This is a genomic window from Tunicatimonas pelagia (assembly GCF_030506325.1).
Taxonomy (GTDB): domain Bacteria; phylum Bacteroidota; class Bacteroidia; order Cytophagales; family Cyclobacteriaceae; genus Tunicatimonas; species Tunicatimonas pelagia.
On record NZ_CP120683.1, the window covers coordinates 5,085,213 to 5,102,799 of the forward strand.

At 47.2% G+C, this 17,587-nt stretch carries 11 protein-coding genes; 4 read left to right on the top strand and 7 right to left on the bottom strand.

The window, feature by feature from the left end; all coding sequences use genetic code 11:
• Nucleotides 1-7 precede the first annotated feature (7 nt).
• From P0M28_RS21725 to P0M28_RS21735, 3 genes are all read right to left on the bottom strand, one after another.
• Nucleotides 8-601 (bottom strand): acyl carrier protein, encoded by a 594-nt coding sequence (locus P0M28_RS21725; RefSeq protein WP_302205068.1) that lies wholly within the window; start codon nt 599-601, stop codon nt 8-10.
• Between the two features lie 56 nt (nt 602-657).
• The gene (locus P0M28_RS21730) at nt 658-1,110 is read right to left on the bottom strand and encodes a nuclear transport factor 2 family protein (protein WP_302205069.1); all 453 of its coding nucleotides are present in this window, start codon (nt 1,108-1,110) and stop codon (nt 658-660) included.
• Between the two features lie 167 nt (nt 1,111-1,277).
• Entirely contained in the window at nt 1,278-4,463 is a 3,186-nt protein-coding gene (locus tag P0M28_RS21735; protein ID WP_302205070.1) for a WD40/YVTN/BNR-like repeat-containing protein, read from the bottom strand.
• Nucleotides 4,464-4,674: 211 nt separating this feature from the next.
• Here P0M28_RS21735 and P0M28_RS21740 point away from each other — a divergent pair, with 211 nt between their 5' ends.
• Nucleotides 4,675-5,082: a DUF5655 domain-containing protein gene (locus P0M28_RS21740; RefSeq protein ID WP_302205071.1), complete on the top strand. Its 408-nt coding sequence runs from the start codon at nt 4,675-4,677 to the stop codon at nt 5,080-5,082.
• 89 nt (nt 5,083-5,171) lie between these two features.
• Here the strand turns inward: P0M28_RS21740 and P0M28_RS21745 are convergent, their stop codons facing one another.
• Complete coding sequence (locus tag P0M28_RS21745; RefSeq protein ID WP_302205072.1) at nt 5,172-6,008, bottom strand: metallophosphoesterase; 837 nt, start codon at nt 6,006-6,008, stop codon at nt 5,172-5,174.
• A 154-nt stretch (nt 6,009-6,162) separates the two neighbouring features.
• Nucleotides 6,163-10,050, bottom strand: coding sequence for a S8 family serine peptidase (locus P0M28_RS21750; protein ID WP_302205073.1), 3,888 nt, complete (start codon nt 10,048-10,050; stop codon nt 6,163-6,165).
• Between the two features lie 269 nt (nt 10,051-10,319).
• On the opposite strand from P0M28_RS21750, the gene P0M28_RS21755 reads away from it, so the two are divergent.
• The 3 genes from P0M28_RS21755 to P0M28_RS21765 all read left to right on the top strand — a co-directional run bounded on the left by P0M28_RS21755 (nt 10,320) and on the right by P0M28_RS21765 (nt 14,170).
• Nucleotides 10,320-12,416 carry a S9 family peptidase gene (locus P0M28_RS21755; RefSeq protein ID WP_302205074.1) on the top strand — a complete coding sequence of 699 codons (2,097 nt, stop codon included), beginning with the start codon at nt 10,320-10,322 and terminating at the stop codon, nt 12,414-12,416.
• Nucleotides 12,417-12,785: 369 nt separating this feature from the next.
• Nucleotides 12,786-13,250: a hypothetical protein gene (locus tag P0M28_RS21760; RefSeq protein WP_302205075.1), complete on the top strand. Its 465-nt coding sequence runs from the start codon at nt 12,786-12,788 to the stop codon at nt 13,248-13,250.
• A 167-nt stretch (nt 13,251-13,417) separates the two neighbouring features.
• Nucleotides 13,418-14,170 (top strand): spondin domain-containing protein, encoded by a 753-nt coding sequence (locus tag P0M28_RS21765; RefSeq protein ID WP_302205076.1) that lies wholly within the window; start codon nt 13,418-13,420, stop codon nt 14,168-14,170.
• A gap of 101 nt (nt 14,171-14,271) precedes the next feature.
• Here P0M28_RS21765 and P0M28_RS21770 read toward each other — a convergent pair whose 3' ends face one another.
• Both P0M28_RS21770 and P0M28_RS21775 read right to left on the bottom strand, forming a co-directional pair.
• Complete coding sequence (locus tag P0M28_RS21770) at nt 14,272-14,961, bottom strand: carboxypeptidase-like regulatory domain-containing protein (RefSeq protein ID WP_302205077.1); 690 nt, start codon at nt 14,959-14,961, stop codon at nt 14,272-14,274.
• Between the two features lie 29 nt (nt 14,962-14,990).
• Nucleotides 14,991-17,585 (bottom strand): ABC transporter permease, encoded by a 2,595-nt coding sequence (locus P0M28_RS21775; protein ID WP_302205078.1) that lies wholly within the window; start codon nt 17,583-17,585, stop codon nt 14,991-14,993.
• Between the last annotated feature and the right edge of the window lie 2 nt (nt 17,586-17,587).

Below are 17,587 nucleotides of genomic sequence, written 5' to 3' on the forward strand. Positions count from 1 at the left end.
TCTGGTATTAATTGATGCCTAAATCACTGGTGATAGAGTGGTGTTGCTCAATTTCATTTACTGGTATACCCATTTTATCGCTAATAATACCGACGATTATCCGCTCAACTTCGTATTTGCTAGAAATCTTCTCAAGATCTATCAACTCATTAAAGTTCAGTGAAATAATCCAGCCGATTAGTTTCTCAACCGAACTCTTCGTAAGAGCCTCAATTCTCGTAAAGATACGAATACCAAGCAACCTAACATCACGGTTCAGCTCACGGTCTATATCCATTCTCACCAGTTTAGGGAACTTGAGTTGAACCTGAGACTCAAGAAATTCCCACCCTACCTTGACACTGTTGTCATCAAGTAAATCAATAATCTTTGAAGCAGGGCGTACCTCAACTTCTTCTCCTCTCAATAGCATAAAGGCTTCTCTAATCCTGTAGAATACGATTTGGGTGAGGCATTTTTCACCGGGTACTAGTCTAACTTTACTAAATACAGCGTTCACAAAGTCGCCAACCGTTGCAATATTACCTGCTTCTTGATCAGAAATCTCTATTCCGAAAGCCTGTTCCACTTCAACCAACAACTCAACAGAATCTAATCCCATAGCTCTTGTCATCTACGTGTTACCTTCGCTCATCTGAAGCAACAAGTTGGCTGTTTTCAGTGCTGGTTAGAATCGTTGAACTGCCATAAGACATTAACAATTTGCCATTTTTCGTTTAGCTTCACAATGTGCATATAATCGACCCAGTCATCCGCAATAAGCTTGACAGAAGCTGTTTTGTCAAAAATATCAAGTATTACTACTTCCTTTTTAGGGTTTTCAGGAAACTGATCCCCAGCTTGGTTATACGTCTCGGCTAATAAGATCATAGCATCGGTAAAGGTCTCTCTCAAATATTCTTTCTGCGTTTCTTTATCAGTCCAAAAAGTTCTTTTAACCATTCTGGGGTGAGCAGCTCGCTCAAACTGTTCGGGTTTCACATTATGTTGCGATTCAATGTAGTCCAGTGCCGCTTGTCTGATAGCTAAAGAATCTTGTTGCGTTTGGGCATGGGCGTACTGGGTCAAGACAAGGGCAAGGGATACCAAAAGGAAAGCATACTGCTTCATGTTTGAAATATTAGGTTAGGTTCAACGCAATACAATGAGCTAAAATAAGAGAAGGTGTAAATTCTCATGCATTTGCTCACCGATATAGAACGACACCTAGCAGTATTGTTGTGCACAAAGAAGTATTCTTCTCCGATTGTAAATTGCACCCTGCACCCTGCACCCTGCTATTTCCCTCCAGCCTCAGTTTCTCCGTCACTATCAATACCCACAACTTCGTAATCTTCAAAGAAGGAAACATTCGCTTGCTCTACCGCTTGGCGGAACTGCATCCAGTCGGTAGCGAAGAACTGGTTAATGGTTTCTAGCGGCTCGCCCAAACTGGCTTTAGCCTGCTCTAGCACCGTCTTCTGGGTTTCGTTAGCCGAGTGATAGAATGACCAGAGGTAGGATGCTGCCGAACCCAGCTTGCCACTCACAATGTGGGGGTCACGTAGAATACCTTGTACCTCTTTCTGAGCAATCAGTTCTTTATGCCCCTTGATAGAATCTTTCAGGGCTTTACCCCGCTCTTTTAATTCCTCAGCAGTATCATCTTCCCGGTCACTAAGTTGGCCTATAATGAGTTCAATAGTGTTATTGGCTTCATCCAGTTGGTCAACGGCCTGGGTAGCCAGCGAAACGTACTGTACGTACTGCTCGGCAAGGGTATTACGTGCTGCAATCTCCGCTTCCGGTAGTTTGATACGCGGGTCGAGGTGGACATCCACCTCAGTAGAGTCTTGGTAGTCACCGTAGGTGAGGCGAACGGTGTAGGTGCCGGGCAGTACCGGAAAACCGGACGGCTCGGGGGCATCCTTCTGTTTAGGTTTAGCGGTATTGGGGCCACGTTGCCCTTTGCGTGATAAATCCCAGTTAAATCGGTTCAGGCCGGGTTTAGCTTCCGCTTTCAGGGTGCGGATCACTGCGCTTTGATTCAAAACTTCTACCAGTAGCGTATCAGTTTTAGCCTGGGTGCTGTCGCCTTCTTTCGGTAGAATTTCTTTGATAGAGAACGTCAGCATAGCTCCTGCCGGACGATTTTCACCATCGTAAATTGCATCGCCTTGGAAGCGGGTTCCGGCAGCTTGCTTATAGCCTGCCAAGAAAGCATCCGGGGCATCAAATACGTGCAGTGGTTCATCCGTAATAGAGGGTTCTTTCGCAAGTTCCCGTAGCGGACGAAGATCATCCAGCACAAAGGCAGCTCGTCCGAAGGTTCCGATGATTAGATCGTGCTCACGCGGATGAATTTTCAGGTCAACAGTAGAAACCGATGGATAGCTTTTGCCCCATTTATTCCAGTTTTCGCCCCCGTTTAGGCTAACGTATAGCCCGGTTTCAGTACCTAAAAACATCAGGTTAGGTTCTTCAATATCCTGTACAAACGATAGCGCAAAGCCATAGACCGAATCCTCCGGCTGCACCATATTCTTCCAACTTTTGCCATCGTTGGTAGAATGATACAGATAGGGATTCCAATCGTTGCGACGGTGGTTATCTAGTACCACAAATATTTCTTCGGGGTTGTGAGGCGACACGTGGACTTGAGGCACCCAGGTTCCTTCGGGCACGTCCTTCAGTCGGTCGGCTACGTTCTCCCAGTTCTGCCCGCCATCGCGAGTGACTTGAACGTTACCGTCGTCGGTGCCGACCCAAAGTACACCTTCTTGGTGCGGACTAGGGGTGATGGATACAATGGTGGTAAAGTTTTCGGCTTGGGTAGCATCGTAGGTAAGTCCACCACTTTCCAATTGCTTTTGCTTCTCGGGATCATCGGTCGTAAGGTCGGGAGAGATAATCTCCCAGGTTTCACCGCGGTCGGTGCTTTTATGTACGAATTGGCTGCCGTAGTAGATAGTTTGGTCATCGAACGGATCGTGGGCGATAGCCGCATTCCAGTTGAAGCGCAGAAATTTACCGTCGGGATGCTGGGGTTTGATGTAGGCGTTGCTACCTGTCTCTAAATCGACCCGCTGCAAATTACCACCCTGCCACATAGCGTAGAGGTAGCGACTGTCACTGGAGTCAGGCACCACATCGAAGCCATCGCCAAAGGCCACTTCTTCCCAGTAGGCGTTCCGAATACCTCCGGCTCGCCAGACGTAAGCCGGACCGCGCCACGAACCATTATCTTGCATTCCGCCCATCACGTGGTAGGGCTGCTCCATATCATAGTTGATGTGGTAGAATTGCGCCAACGGTAGGTTCTCCACAAACCGCCAGCTTTCGCCTCGGTCGCGGGAGATGGTCATACCACCGTCATTACCGTCCATCATCAGGCTGCCGTCTTCGGGATGAATCCACCAAGCGTGGTGGTCAACGTGTACTTTGTCAAAGCCCAGCAGCACTTCAAAATTCTTACCCCCATCTATACTGCGGTGGACGCTGGATTCCACAATATACACCCGGTTCTCGTTTTCGGGGTCAACCGCCACATCGGCGTAGTAGAAGGGGCGACCGCCAATATTGTCAGTAGCAGTCTGCTTCCAGCTAAACCCTCCGTCATTAGAACGGTAAAAGGCATTGTCTTTAGACTCTACGTAGGCGTACATCACCTGCGGATTATTGTGGGCGATACCCAGTCCAATCCGACCTAGCTCACCTTCGGGCAGTCCGCTATCGCTGCTGCGCTTCTGCCAGGTTTTTCCGCCATCAAACGTCACGTGCAAACCAGAACCCGCACCACCCGATTTGAAGAACCAGGGCCAGCGACGAAATTCCCACATGGCGGCAATCAGCTTATCGGGATTGCTAGGGTCGATAATCATATCGGCAATGCCCGTACGCTCGTTCACATAGAGTATCTTCTCAAAGGTCTGTCCGCCGTCGGTACTTTTGTACACGCCCCGGTCAGGAGTGTCTTGCCAGGCCGAACCCTGCGCCCCCACGTACACAATGTCTGGGTTTTCGGGGTGTACAATCACCCGATGGATGTTACGGGTGGCTTCTAGCCCTAGGTGCTGCCAGCTTTTTCCTCCATCAATCGTTTTGTACAAACCATTCCCTGCCGACTGGCTGTTACGGGGATTTCCTTCGCCCGTACCCACGTAAATGATGTTGGGGTTTTTCTGATAAATAGCAATATCGCCAATAGAGAGTACGGACTGGTCGTCAAAGATAGGTTCCCAGGCTACGCCACCACCCTCTGATTTCCACAGCCCACCCGAGGCGGTTCCGGCGTAAATAATATTGGGATTACTTTCTACCGCTTCAATAGCAGTAACGCGCCCGCTCATACCCGCCGGCCCAATACTACGGGGCTTCAGGGCCTGACTGATCTTATCCACATCTGGCTGCTGAGCGTGCGCCGAAATCAGCCAACTACTCGCCAGTAAGCAGGTTAGCGTGAGGATAGTGTATAAATTTCTCATAGGTTAGATAAATTTTCAAACGGTGAATATACGGATTACCAATGGACAATTGACAGTGGATAGTGGAAAATGCGTGTAACTTTAGTTAAATGGAAGACGGAAGAAAGGAGGGCGGAAAACGGAAAATGTTTAGAGGGCCGTTCTCCGTTTTTCCTTTTCCGTTCTCCGATCAACGAAAATCTACTACTTTAGCACCACAATCCCCCCGACCATGTGGACCTGTCCCCGCTGTGAGCGAAAGTTTAAAACTCAGAATCAATCGCACTCTTGTGAGAAGAAAGATATTGGCGAGCTTTTTCTGGACAAATCGGATGAACTGGTGCTGGCATTTGATGAGATTATGAGCCGAGTAATGGAGTGGCAGCCCAGTAGCGTAGGGGCAGCTAAGCACGCGGTGGTATTTACTAATAAAAAAGCTTGGTTGATTATCAAACCAATGACCAAGGAACTAGATGTGAAGTTTTACTACCCAGAGCGATTAGAAAGTGATATGCTCAAGAAAGTAGCCCCGTTTGGTAAAAAATTTGCCCACCACATCCGCATTAAAAGCGAGTTTGAGATAGACAGTGAAGTGATGCAGTTGCTACGATTGGGATACGATTATGCGATGGAGGAATGAATTGGTTGTTAAGTTAATACAGCAGGTTATAATCTAGCTATTACCAGACAGCTTTCCGATAGTACGCCCGAGATCAAAAAAAGCTGAACTCAATCAAAACTCAATTCTCGCGAGGCTTCTCGGCCGAACCCCTGCACTTCCAAATGATTGGGGTGAATGTGTATTACGGCAAAGGTATTCTTGTCGGGCGTGTCTACCATTCCTTTAAAGTTTAGGTAGTGAATGTCCTTTTTTCGTCCGTAGTTTCCGGCGTGGTTGTGGCCGTTGAAATACGCTACTACGTTACCACTTTGCTCTAAAGCAGTAATCACTTCTTCAGCATTCCATAGGTTGTGGGGGTCTTCAGGGTAGAGCGGATAGTGTCCCATCACGATTACTCTCTGGTTGGCTCTTCGGGCTTCTTTTAACTGTTGTTCCAACCAACGAATTTGCTGGTTGCTTATTCCTGCATTCCAGGGTTGCGCTTGCGGTCTATTTTCTTTTTGTAGCTGAGTAAGCAGGCTTTCCGCCCGCTGATGTGCTTCTGTACCGGGTGCGTGAGCGTAAGTACTAACTTCTGTACCATTGAGGACGATGAATCGCCACCCTTGGTGGATAAAACTGTAGTAGCCAGAAGCGTTTAGTCCTACTCGAGCCGGAACATCCGCTAGAAGTTTCGGGGCTACCGAATAGTCGTGGTTGCCCAGAGTGCGGTAGATGCGGGCACTGGCCTGTTGATATTCCTGAAGGATAATATCAAAACTAGCATAATCCCGTTCGATCAGGTCGCCTACATCTAATGTAAAGGCTAAGTCTTGCTGATTGAGCGTAGTGAGACACTCCGTCAGTTTATCGATTGACTTACGGTAAAAACGCACTTCAGTAGGGGGACAATCGCAGTACTGCACATCGGCAACAACTCCAAATGAGAATGAAGGTTCTGTCACAGGTTTGTTGATAATTGATGACGGATGAAGGTAGTGAATAATAATTGATGAATGCAGTGCAGTAGCAAGGTTTCTGCTGCTGATAAGAGGTTGCCACTCCTATTTCCCCCGATGGCAGTTGGGCAAGGTTGATTTCTGGTTCAGTTGAGAAGTACTACTGCTTTATGAGCGAGGTCTGATACGTCTCTCCACGTTGGGTGAAGATCACTACCGAATACATCCCGCTGGGTAAAGAAGCTACGGAAAGACGGAGGCTACTTGTCGGTAGCACTGTTCGGGTGTACAATTCCTGACCCTGACTATTGTATATTTTGATAGCCCGAACCTCGGCATAGTCTACCGTGACCCAGTTAACGGCCGGATTCGGGTAAATGCGGAACCCTTCGTCTACCGGAAGAGATAGCGTGGAAGTAACTTGATCAACTTTTAAATTGAATGTTAATGTAACGGAGTCTCCCGCTTGATCTTGGGCCTGTATTTGAATTGCTGTTTCGCCAAGCGACTGGGCTGTTATCCGCAGTGAGTCCGCACTAAGCTCCACCTGAGCCACGTTTGGATCGTCGGTCATTGCCTGAAACGTAAGTGTATCTCCGTCAGGATCGCTAAAAATAGTTGAAAGGCTAACTGCCCACTGCTGGAACTCTACCAAATGCTGATTATCGATTTCCTGCGTCACTAGTGGAGGTTGGTTGGGAGGTAGCACCGAAATAATTAGTGTGACGCTAGAATATTCACCTACCGGATCGTAGGCATACAGCACTACTTTCTGTTCGCCCAAAGCATTAGCCTGCCCAATCAGTAGCTTATCTTCAATTCGGAGATCGACCACAGTACTTTTTAGTATATTCAAGTCGTCGGCAGAGAACGAAGGACGAGTAAAACTATACGTCATAGAATCCTGATCAGGATCAAAAAACAGTGAATCCAATTGTAGTCTAGCCGATTCACCTTCTAACCGTATTGCTACCAGCAGCGTGTCCTGAATGGGTTGAGGCGATCGGTTTTCCGGTAGAATGGTTAGCACCAAAGTAGCCTGCGCCTTATTGTCTGCCTCATCAGTAACATTAATAATTCCTTTAGATATTCCCTCTTGCTGAGACTTTATTAATAATATGCTATCCGTCACACTCGCTGAGGCGCGAGCACTGCCTTCCCACTGAAAATTAAAGCGCAGCGAGTCACCTTCCGGGTCGGTCACAAAGTTAGCTAGATTAAAGCGAGATTCTGCCCGATTAATGACTACCGAAAGGTTAATTATTGAATCAGACCAAACGGGCGGCTGGTTTGGTTCAATAACGGTCATCGTGACAGGAAGCACCTCCGACTCATCAGCTCCATACAGCAAGCGAATATCGGTACGGTACTGGCCTAACTCCTGGCCTGCTGTCTGTAGTTTAATATTAATACTACCCGCTTCCCGAGGTGGCAACGTTCCTACGGGGGCTGACAGAACTAACCAATCAGGTAATACTTCATTGACTGACCAGCGTAGCGTATCGGTGAAACTGGTATTTTGCAGACGAATTGTTTGGGTGAGGCTATCCCCTTGAACTATCTCTGTCACTATCTCCGCCGGAGTAAGCAGCAACGGTGGAGGTTCTACTCCTACTCCTTCCAATAATACTATCGTGCTAGGTTGTTGCGGATCATTACTACTTACTGTGAGCTTTCCTTCCTGTTGATCTAAATTTTCAGGCGAGAATGTTACTTGTATTGTGTATCTTCCACGGGGGGGGATTACTACCTTCTCCTTTTCTACTGCGAATAAATCGTTATCTGATATTATGTTATCTACTATGAGTGTATCGGTTCCTGTATTGCGGGCGATCAGCTTTCTATCTCTTGAAAACGTACGGTAAACCTCGCCGAACAGTAAGCGACTACTAGACAAGTGCAGTTCAGGAGTTCCTGTAACGGTTAACTGTACCGGAATATTTACCGTTGGGTTGTCTGGATCATTACTGTCTATTCTCAGTTCAGCCTTTAAGTTACTGGCGTACAGTGAGCGGGCATTCCAGGAAATTCTTATTTCCTGAACTGATCCAGCCGCTACAGTTCCCGAATCGGTGGTCAACTGCAACCACTTGCCTAAAACTGCGGCACTATCCAGCGATAGCTGAAATGTAAGCGGACTCTTTCCTAGCGTATTGTCAATAACCAGCGTATCTACCCGTAATTGCCCGGCTTCTACTGTAGCAGTTAATGCTTCAGGCTGTACTTTGATGCGAGGCGGCTCGTCGGTAGTTGCTCGGATTGCTTTCGACCAGAGCGAAGCGTTTCCTAGTAGGTCAACCGCGCGAAGAGAAAAGTAGTACGGTGTAGTGTGCTGCAACTTAGCAATGGTAACGGTATCCGCTGTTCCGGCTACACGAGGTAGTTCGGTTAACTGGCGGTAAGCACTTCCTATCTCATTAGGCTTGATTGGTTTTTTCGATAGGTAAACCTCATAATAAGCCGCTGTCCCTTGCTGTCCATCAGTTCCGGGAGCCGTAAAATTCAGCTTGACTGAATTAAAAGTAATTGCACCTGCTGATAGGTTGGTGATGGTTGCCGGAGGCTGTTCGGTATCGACTGATAAGGCCCGATACGCATTTATGCGCCCCACACCCAGTTTAGCTTGATACGACGGATTGATGGAATCAACATTATCAGCTGAGACGAGTAGTATTTGGCTAAGGTGCTTGCGGGTGAATCCCTGGCGTTGAAACCGCGAGATGGCTAAGGCGGCTACCCCCGTCACGTGTGGAGCGGCCATAGATGTACCCGATAAATAACCGTAACTGTTTCCTGGAAATGTGCTTAGCACTTCCGAACCGGGAGCTGCAATATCTACCCAATCGCCGTAGTTAGAAAAATCAGATTTTTTATCGTTATGGTCAAGGGACGCTACCGCCATAACGGTTGCCAACGAAGCAGGATATGCTGATTCTGCCTTATTAGTCTTATTGTTACCGGCAGCAAACACCACCAGGCCTCCGGCCATTGGGCCTACTTGAATATTCTGATCAAATTTCTCATCTGTGTTATCGTAACCCGCTCGCTCGTTAAAGTAGCGGATGGCAGATTCTAGCACCTCGCTTTTGCCCCCACCTCCCCAACTGTTTTGGGCGATTACGGCTCCGTTGTCGGCAGCATAGACAAAAGCCGCGGGAAAGCCCCCTTGCTTCGACCGACCGAAGACTACACAACTCATCAGTTGTACGCCTGCGTTCTCGCCATCGCCTCCGGCTACTCCGGCTACTCCAATCCCATTATTGGTTACCGCCCCGACAGTACCCGCCACATGAGTACCGTGCTTGTCTGAATAAACCCTTCCTCTACTGGCACTGAAGTCGTAGCCGTATACATCATCTACGTAGCCGTTGCCATCGTCATCTACTCCAAATTCACCCGTTTTTTCTAACGGGTTTACCCACAAAGCTGGTTGCAAATCTTCGTGGTCGGTATCAATACCGCCGTCTATCACTGCCACAATTACCCGGCTATCGCCACTATTGAAAAAACGGCCCGCAGCTAGGCGTATATCGGATCCAGCACTTCCTCCACTTTGTCCGGTATTGTTAAAGTGCCATTGGTCTTCATACCGGGGGTCATTCGTCAAAACTAACGTATCAGAATCGTCAGTAGTAAAAAGCGTTTGTACCGGAATGGCTTCGGCAGTACTTACCCAGGTGTTCTTACAGAATAATGCGGCTAGTTCATTTTCTGGAGTAGATAAAGTGTCGGCGAACTCTACTTCGTACCACTGGTGTAACCCGTATTTCTGATGAGCTTTTTCAAACTTATGGGTGCGAGGAAAAACGCGACGGATGCCAGTCACACTGCAATTTTTACTGAGTTTATCTAGGGAGGGCTTTCCAGTAGTGATTGTCTCTGGTGCGCCGCAGTGTTCGGGAACGGCCTCTTTGAGCTTTACCCAGATCTTATGTTTGGCTACTTCATTTGTCTGAGCTAATACTACGGGTGCTGCCCACACCATAAAAATGGTGAGCAGAACAACACAATAAGCCTGATTTAAATAAAAACGTACTGATAAATGCATAAAAATCAGTGATATAGTACATGCCAAACAAGCCTATTCTCTCTTTAAATAATTGATGAAAGAGCAATTAAAAAGCTATATTTTTCTTACTAAAATTCTAAAATATGGAAAAAGTTACATTTAACCTAGAAATAAATTATAAAGGCTGCTGAGAAAAGAAGCTGCAGAATTGACAAAAGAAGAGAAAAAGCACATCTCGGTAGGATTTGGATTTTTCGGACTTTGTAGGCAAATTATGAGTTCCCGTTTACCATTTAATTCTTGACGTTATGCGGATTTTAGTCCTGATTTTTTTTCTATTCGGCACCGCTGCTTTTAGCCAGTCAAAAAAGGCGACCCGCCAGTTTGAGGAGATTCTTTCGTTGCGTAGTGCCTTCAATCCGCAAATTTCTCCCGACGGGAGTATGATTGCCTACCAAGTTCGGAGCACCGACTGGAAAGAAAATCGTTACGATGAGGAGATCTGGCTCTACAAAGAAGGATATAGTCCGTTTCAACTCACGTACACTGAGAAAGGGAGCAGCATCCAGCCGCAGTGGTCGTACGATAGCCAATGGATTGCTTTCTTGGCGGATCGGGACGGAGAAAACCAAGTATACATGATTCGGGCTGCGGGGGGAGAGGCCCAGCAAGTGACTTCGGTGGAGGGTGGTATTCAGCAGTTTTTGTGGTCACCTACGGAGCTACGGATTGCGTTCACCCAGGCCGATAAAGACCAAGAGCAGGAGAAAGAACGAAAAGAACGCTTCGGAGAATTTGCGGTAGAAGACGAAGAATACGATCAGTACCACTTGTGGACGTTGGCGGTGCAGCCCGACATGTGGCCCCGTCCCGAAGAAATGCCTTGTACCAGTGATTCTACCGATAATCAAGATTGCATTCAACATCCTAAGCCTGAACAGCTTACCAAAGGGAAATACTTTTCGGTAAGCCAGTTTTCTTGGTCGCCCGATGGTCAGCAAATAGCTTTTCAGCGGCAAGAGACATCACAATTGCTCTCATTTTTCTCCGCCGACATTGCGGTTATTCACCTAAAGGATCAGCAGGTTCGTACACTGGTAAACACGCCTGGCTACGATGGAAACCCGGTTTGGTCGCCCGATGGAGCGTGGATTGCCTATCAGTCGAGCGGTGAGGATACACTATCCAACTTCTATAAAAACGGTAAAATTCTCAAGATTTCGGCCAATGGCAAAGGGCAACCTCAACCCATTGCTACTGATATTGACGAGGAGGTTTTCAACCTGCACTGGAACCCGAACGGCATGTACGCTCTGGCTCGGCAGCGCACACAGCAGTACGTATACAAAATTGATCCTGAAACCGGAAAGTCTAGAACAGTATTAGAGAATCCCGATAATGTATACGCTCTCAGCTTTTCACACAACGGTGAAGACTTAGCCCTGCAAGGAAGATCAGCGACGCAGCTTACTGAGATATACACCACCAACACACAACAGTGGGAACCGATAGCCGTCTCCAACATGACTCAGCAAATTCAGAGTATGAAATTGGGCAGCAGTGAAGTAATTCAGTGGGATAGTCGTGATGGAACAACCATTGAAGGCGTACTCCACAAACCTGCTAATTATGATCCTGCTAAACAATATCCTTTACTGGTGGTCATTCACGGTGGCCCAACGGGAGTGGACACCCCAACTCCCGTTTTATCTTCGGTATATCCTGTTCACCAGTGGCTAGCAAAAGGGGCATTGGTACTACGACCCAACTACCGAGGGTCTGCCGGATACGGGGAGGCATTTCGTTCGTTGAATGTTCGTAATCTGGGGGTGGGCGATATGTGGGATGTAATGTCAGGAGTGGATTATTTGGCTGAACAAAATATGATCGACACTACCCGGATGGGGGCTATGGGTTGGAGCCAGGGTGGCTACATTTCCGCTTTTTTAACGACCAATACCAACCGCTTTAAAGCAATTAGTGTAGGGGCGGGTATCTCTGACTGGACAACCTACTACGTTAGCACCGATATTCACCCGTTCACTCGGCAATATCTACAAGCCACTCCCTGGGATGACCCGGAGGTTTACGCTAAAACCTCGCCCATGACCAATATTCGCCAAGCCCGTACTCCTACCTTAATTCAACACGGTGAAAATGACCGGCGGGTGCCTATTTCCAATGCGTATAAACTGTACCAAGGGCTGAACGATGTAGAAGTAGCCACTAAGCTTATTGTATACAAAGGTTTCGGACATGGTATTGATAAACCCAAGGAGCGATTGGCGGCGGTGTGGCATAACTGGGAGTGGTTTAACCAGTACCTATGGGAAGAGTCGGATGAAGATATTGTAGAGGCTACGGTAGAGAAACCGGAGAAAAATATGAATAAACCCGAACGTTGATTGACCTCTGTTTATACCGTTCAAATTCGCAGTAGCATTTCCTTTCATCCTTACCGCTTTTCTACTATATTGACTAGGGCGTGTTGACATTCATGCTAACGAGGGATTTCGGAGGTAGTTTTCGTCCGATTTAGGCCATCGTGGCGCGACACTTGAGAAGGCCAATGTCGCGCCACGATGGCCTAAGCATTGGCCGCCGAAAGTCGCCGGGGTCCGGTAACGAAAAGCAGGCGAAAAATAACCCGAAATTGCTGTTTAAGTTTGGATGTCAACACGCCCTAGAGACCCAATTGGCAACAGTTATGCTTATTTTCAGAGCCTATCCGTACTCGACCGTCATTACCCATTTTTCACATAAATTTTATGCTTATGGATCAGATGATTGCAGAATCTCAGCCAATGTCGATGGAACGCAACATTGATGAAATGTACCACAACAGCCTAGACTGGCAGTCGGAGGTATCATTATGGAAACAGGAACTAAAGTTCTTTCAAAAGATGCTCGATACCTATACTAGGAAATGCCTTTCGGTGCAGCAAAAACAGCGGCTGAGCCACCTTCAAAACTTACTTATCTACTATAACGGTGAACTACTTGACCAATTCAAACAACAAACCCGCCGTCATGTAAAATACCTCTCCCACCAAATGGAAGAGGAAAGCTCCCTAAACCTTAATGAGTATCAGCAAAAATTTGGTGGATTGAGCAACCACCTAGCAGCATTTGCTACTGAGTACCGCCGCTATAAGAAAGACTTCTTTACCTTGATGAGCGAACTTATTGACCAGTCGAGCGAGAAAGAAGCGTTGGCTGAACCCATTGGCACCGATTAAGTATTTTCTAGTACCAGAATAACCCGTACGTAAAGTGGACTTCTATCAAGTCCACTTTTTTTTTGCCTATTCAACGGCTATGTCGTCTGGCTTACACCTCACGTGCGAGCGTAGTGTCTACTTTGCACCAAGTAAAACATATGTTTAACCTAACCTATCACAACGCTATGGTATTATTTCGAACGTTAAAACTCGCCCTGGTTGCAGTATTGCTCAGTAGCACCTTCGGCTGTCGGGAAATTCTCCATGAGATTCTGGACGATATCCACAACGATGAAGAAGAACCTACCACTTTTGTAGTAACAATTGAGAACGTCTCCGAACCCGGGTTAATTGACACGGATCGGGCTAACGGCATTGTGCCACTATCGCCGGGAGTATTTGCGCTCTACAAAACTATTACCGGGGAAAAAGCGGTTTTTGCTCCGCATATGCCCGCTGACGAAGGTACAGAACTAATTGCCGAAGACGGAATGGCAATGGTAAAAGCTGACCAATTGGCTGGAGAAGAAAGTATCGGGATGAGCGGTATCATCAGTCCGGATGGCCCCATTCTTCCTGGTGAACCCTACTCATTCGAGGTAACCGCTTTGCCGGGCTACTATCTACAAATTGAAACCATGTTCGTACAGTCTAATGATTGGTTCTACGGATTTAATAATGGCGGACTACCGCTGTTTGACGGTGATAAGGCTATCTATGGTGACGTTACTAAGTACATATCGCTCTATGATGCCGGAACCGAAGAGGACACCGCTCCCGGCACGGGTCCTAACCAAGTGCTAGCCCAAGAGCCCGGCACTAGCAATATTGGTCCACACGACTCAGTAGATGTAATTAAGCCAGTTGCCGAGCGCGATTTTGATTTCCACGTTCCTGAAAACGCTTCGGTCATTAAGATCACCGTTAAGCCTAAATAGCTCTGTTGATTTTTTCCTCTTGCCCCTTGAGATGTTTTTCACAAGAGAAATTCCACGGGGCTTTTTTTTAGCTGACAGACAACCACACCTCTCCTCACTTCTTACCGATCAAATCGAGGAGTAAAATATTGCTTAACAAGCGGTCTACGCCTTAGTATATCAAGTCTCTCTGTAGATGTGCTATCTTCTTTTGAAGGAGAAACCTTGTCCAATAGGGGTACATCATAATTATGCGAAAGATTCCGAAAGGCTTTGATCAGCCCTCCGGTCGGCCCTGAAGAGAATAGTGTAATTCCTCGGGGTTCCTGAATATGCCAACGGTAGTTATCTTCGCTATTCATGGTAGGGACATAACCCGAAAGAAACAACTGATGGGAGTAGGCAAAATTAGTGCGGGCATGTATTTCTTCGGTAGTAATTGTAGGGCGAGTGCGTAATAACTGTCGCTTAAACCGTTCTTCGGAAGGTAGTCCAAGTACGGTTACCTCTTTTAGCAAAAAGTCATTTGTCTGGAGAAATACCCGTATTGTATCCGAGGAAGAATCAGCTAACACAGTATGTGTCTGATAGTTGATATGGGAAAACCGAAGGGTATCCGTAGGAAAAGTATGAATAAGAAAATAGCCATTTTGGTCAGAGAACGTTCCCTCTCGAGCGCCTATCACGTGAACAGAAGATACTGGTTCCAGCGTTAGCTGATCCTTAACAATGCCACAAACTACGCGCTCTTGCGACTGGGCAGTTAGCGCACTCATTACAAAGCAACTACTTATCAGAAGTTTACGGATCATACTATTGGCCATTTTGTCTGCTCATTGATCTATTCGTACCGAAGAGAATCAGTTGGGTTAGTCGCTGCTGCTTTTAGTGTGTGATAACTTAATGTGATGAGTGCCAGCAAGGCAACACCACCAATCGCCCACAAAAAGACCGGTGCTCCAATAGTCGTTCGGTAGGCAAAATCTTGCAACCAGTATCGCATGGCTAACCAAGCAACCGGAGTGGCTACGACTGCGGCAATCAGCAGAAGTACGGCAAACTCGCGGGACAGCAAGTACATAATGGCTCTTCGGTTGGCCCCTAGCACTTTACGAATACCAATTTCTTTCGTCTTTTGCTGCACGGTGAAGGCAGTGAGTCCAAGCAGACCGAGGCAGGCCACAAAGATACTAAGACCCGAAAAGTAGTTGAACAGAGTGAGCAAACGTTGCTCGGTACGGTACCGACTGTCAAGGGCTTGATCTAAAAACTCAAACTCCAGGGGAGCATTCGGAAAAAAGTTAGGCCAGATTGCTTTTATGGCTTCCAGGTCGCTCGGGGCAATATTGACTAGCAGATTAATTCCTACGCTGGTATCGTGGAATAAGATGAGTGGCTCGATATGTTCGTGCAGTGGAGCAAAATGAAAATCTTTGACAACTCCGATTACCTCCTTTTTATCGGTTTCTGAGAAGACTACTTCCTGCCCTACCGGATCATCCCAACTGGCCTGTTTGACAAAGGCTTCATTCACGATAACTTGTTGAGGTTGAATAGGAGTGAAGTTTTGTCCCGCTACGAGGGGAAGTTGTAAGACCTGGAGGTAGTCTTCGTCAACGTTGATTCCGTTGGCGGCCATCGTTTTGGTCTGCCCTTGGGCAGTTACAGAAACACTGCTCCACGACCAAAGGCCATCCGGGCGGCTTCCGATAGCCACTCCTTCTATACGACTATCTTGCTGTAACTGCTGTTTAAAAGCAAAAGCTTTTTGCGAGCCATCCGTATCATACGGAATAGTGACGGCCGCAATTTCTTGCTGTTGAAATCCCAGATCTTTGTGCCGCATGTAGAACACTTGTTCTCGAACGATAAGAGCACCCGCCACCAGACTAATTGCTACCGTAAACTGAAAAGCAATGAACACTTTTCGTAATCTTCCCCGGGAGCGATGAAGAAAACTGGGGCCTTTTAGTGCTACTACGGCCCGAGAAGAAGCCAGCACCAAGGCTGGATAGCTCCCGGCGAGAATACTAATTAGCAAGACTAAACTAAGCAGTATCCCTACTGTATCGCTCTGCAAAAATGTCTGCCAGACGATAGGCGTTCCTAGTAGATTAGCAAAAATTTGCCCCGCCAGCAGCACAATAGCTAATGCCAATATCAGTGCCAATAAGGTGATAATAAAGCACTCACTAATGTACTGCCACCCCAGTTGCCATTGGCTGGCCCCCATCGCCTTGGCAACGCCTACTTCTACATTACGACGGGTGACTTGAGCGATAAACAGATTTACGTAGTTAACCCCCGCTACGATCAGTATGATTAAAGCAATGAATGAGAAGATGTATACGTAGCTTTTATTACCTTTTTCTTCGGTATCGCCTAATAAGTTGGTAGTATAATGAAGTTCGGTTAAGGGATACAGATGATGGCGCACTGTTATGGTAGAGGTGCCCCAATCTTGCGCTACGCGAGGCGCAACGATTTTCTGGTCGAAGGCTTCCAACTTTTGGGCAAACGCCTCTGGCTTTATATCAGGTTTCAATAACAGATAGGTAAAGCTACCCACCTCTAGCCATTCATCGGGATTATATTCCCATGAGAGCAATGCATCAAAGCGCAGGTCGGAGTTTTTGGGTACATCTTCTATGATTCCCGTCAACTCGTACGTTTGCCTGTCAATAACCAAATGACTACCGATGAGCGAGGTGGGGGGAGCGTTTCCTAAATATTTTTTCGCCATCGACTGACTCAAAACAACCGAATTTGGACGCTGCAAAGCCTTGTTCGGATCGCCGGCTAACATCGGGTGGGTGAACACCTGAAATATTTCCGGGTCGGCCAAGAAAAAGTAATCTTCGCTGGCTACCGTGCCATCTTTTTGCTGGATAATCGCAGTAGTAGGTACTAAACGAACGGCTGCTTCTACCTCATCATAATTCGCTTGCAAAGTCGGAGCAAGACCGTAAACCGCCGGAGCAACCTTTTCTTCTGAGCCATCAGAGTAAATGTTGGTACTAACCCGATAGATTCGTTGAGCGTGGACGTGCGACGTATCGTACCCTAGTTCGAAGCGAACGTAGTGCATGATGGCTAAGCAAGTGGCTATTCCTAGCGCAAGTCCTAACACGTTAATTAGTAAAAAAGCTTTATGCTTGAGTAAGTAGCGAGCCGACAGCCGGGTGTATGTCCAGAAAAGCTCTCCGCGGGAAGCAGGTGGGTGATGTACTCGCAAGTGCGTTTGGGAGGCCGGACGTAAAAAAGCTAAAGTTTCCCAAACGTATCGCCATCGAGCGTACGTAATGCCACGATGGTTTACACGATCAATAAATGATTCGTACAGGTCGCCTTGTATTTCTTCGACCAGCTCGGGGTTACCGTAGCGACGAAGCAGACGTAATGGCCACTGAGGTGGTTGAGGTGAAGGATGACTCATAG

Coding starts and splice junctions, on each gene's coding strand:
- P0M28_RS21725 (WP_302205068.1), bottom strand. CDS start 601: ATGGGATTAGATTCTGTTGAGTTGTTGGTTGAAGTGGAACAGGCTTTC.
- P0M28_RS21730 (WP_302205069.1), bottom strand. CDS start 1,110: ATGAAGCAGTATGCTTTCCTTTTGGTATCCCTTGCCCTTGTCTTGACC.
- P0M28_RS21735 (WP_302205070.1), bottom strand. CDS start 4,463: ATGAGAAATTTATACACTATCCTCACGCTAACCTGCTTACTGGCGAGT.
- P0M28_RS21740 (WP_302205071.1), top strand. CDS start 4,675: ATGTGGACCTGTCCCCGCTGTGAGCGAAAGTTTAAAACTCAGAATCAA.
- P0M28_RS21750 (WP_302205073.1), bottom strand. CDS start 10,050: ATGCATTTATCAGTACGTTTTTATTTAAATCAGGCTTATTGTGTTGTT.
- P0M28_RS21755 (WP_302205074.1), top strand. CDS start 10,320: ATGCGGATTTTAGTCCTGATTTTTTTTCTATTCGGCACCGCTGCTTTT.
- P0M28_RS21760 (WP_302205075.1), top strand. CDS start 12,786: ATGGATCAGATGATTGCAGAATCTCAGCCAATGTCGATGGAACGCAAC.
- P0M28_RS21765 (WP_302205076.1), top strand. CDS start 13,418: ATGGTATTATTTCGAACGTTAAAACTCGCCCTGGTTGCAGTATTGCTC.
- P0M28_RS21770 (WP_302205077.1), bottom strand. CDS start 14,961: ATGATCCGTAAACTTCTGATAAGTAGTTGCTTTGTAATGAGTGCGCTA.
- P0M28_RS21775 (WP_302205078.1), bottom strand. CDS start 17,585: ATGAGTCATCCTTCACCTCAACCACCTCAGTGGCCATTACGTCTGCTT.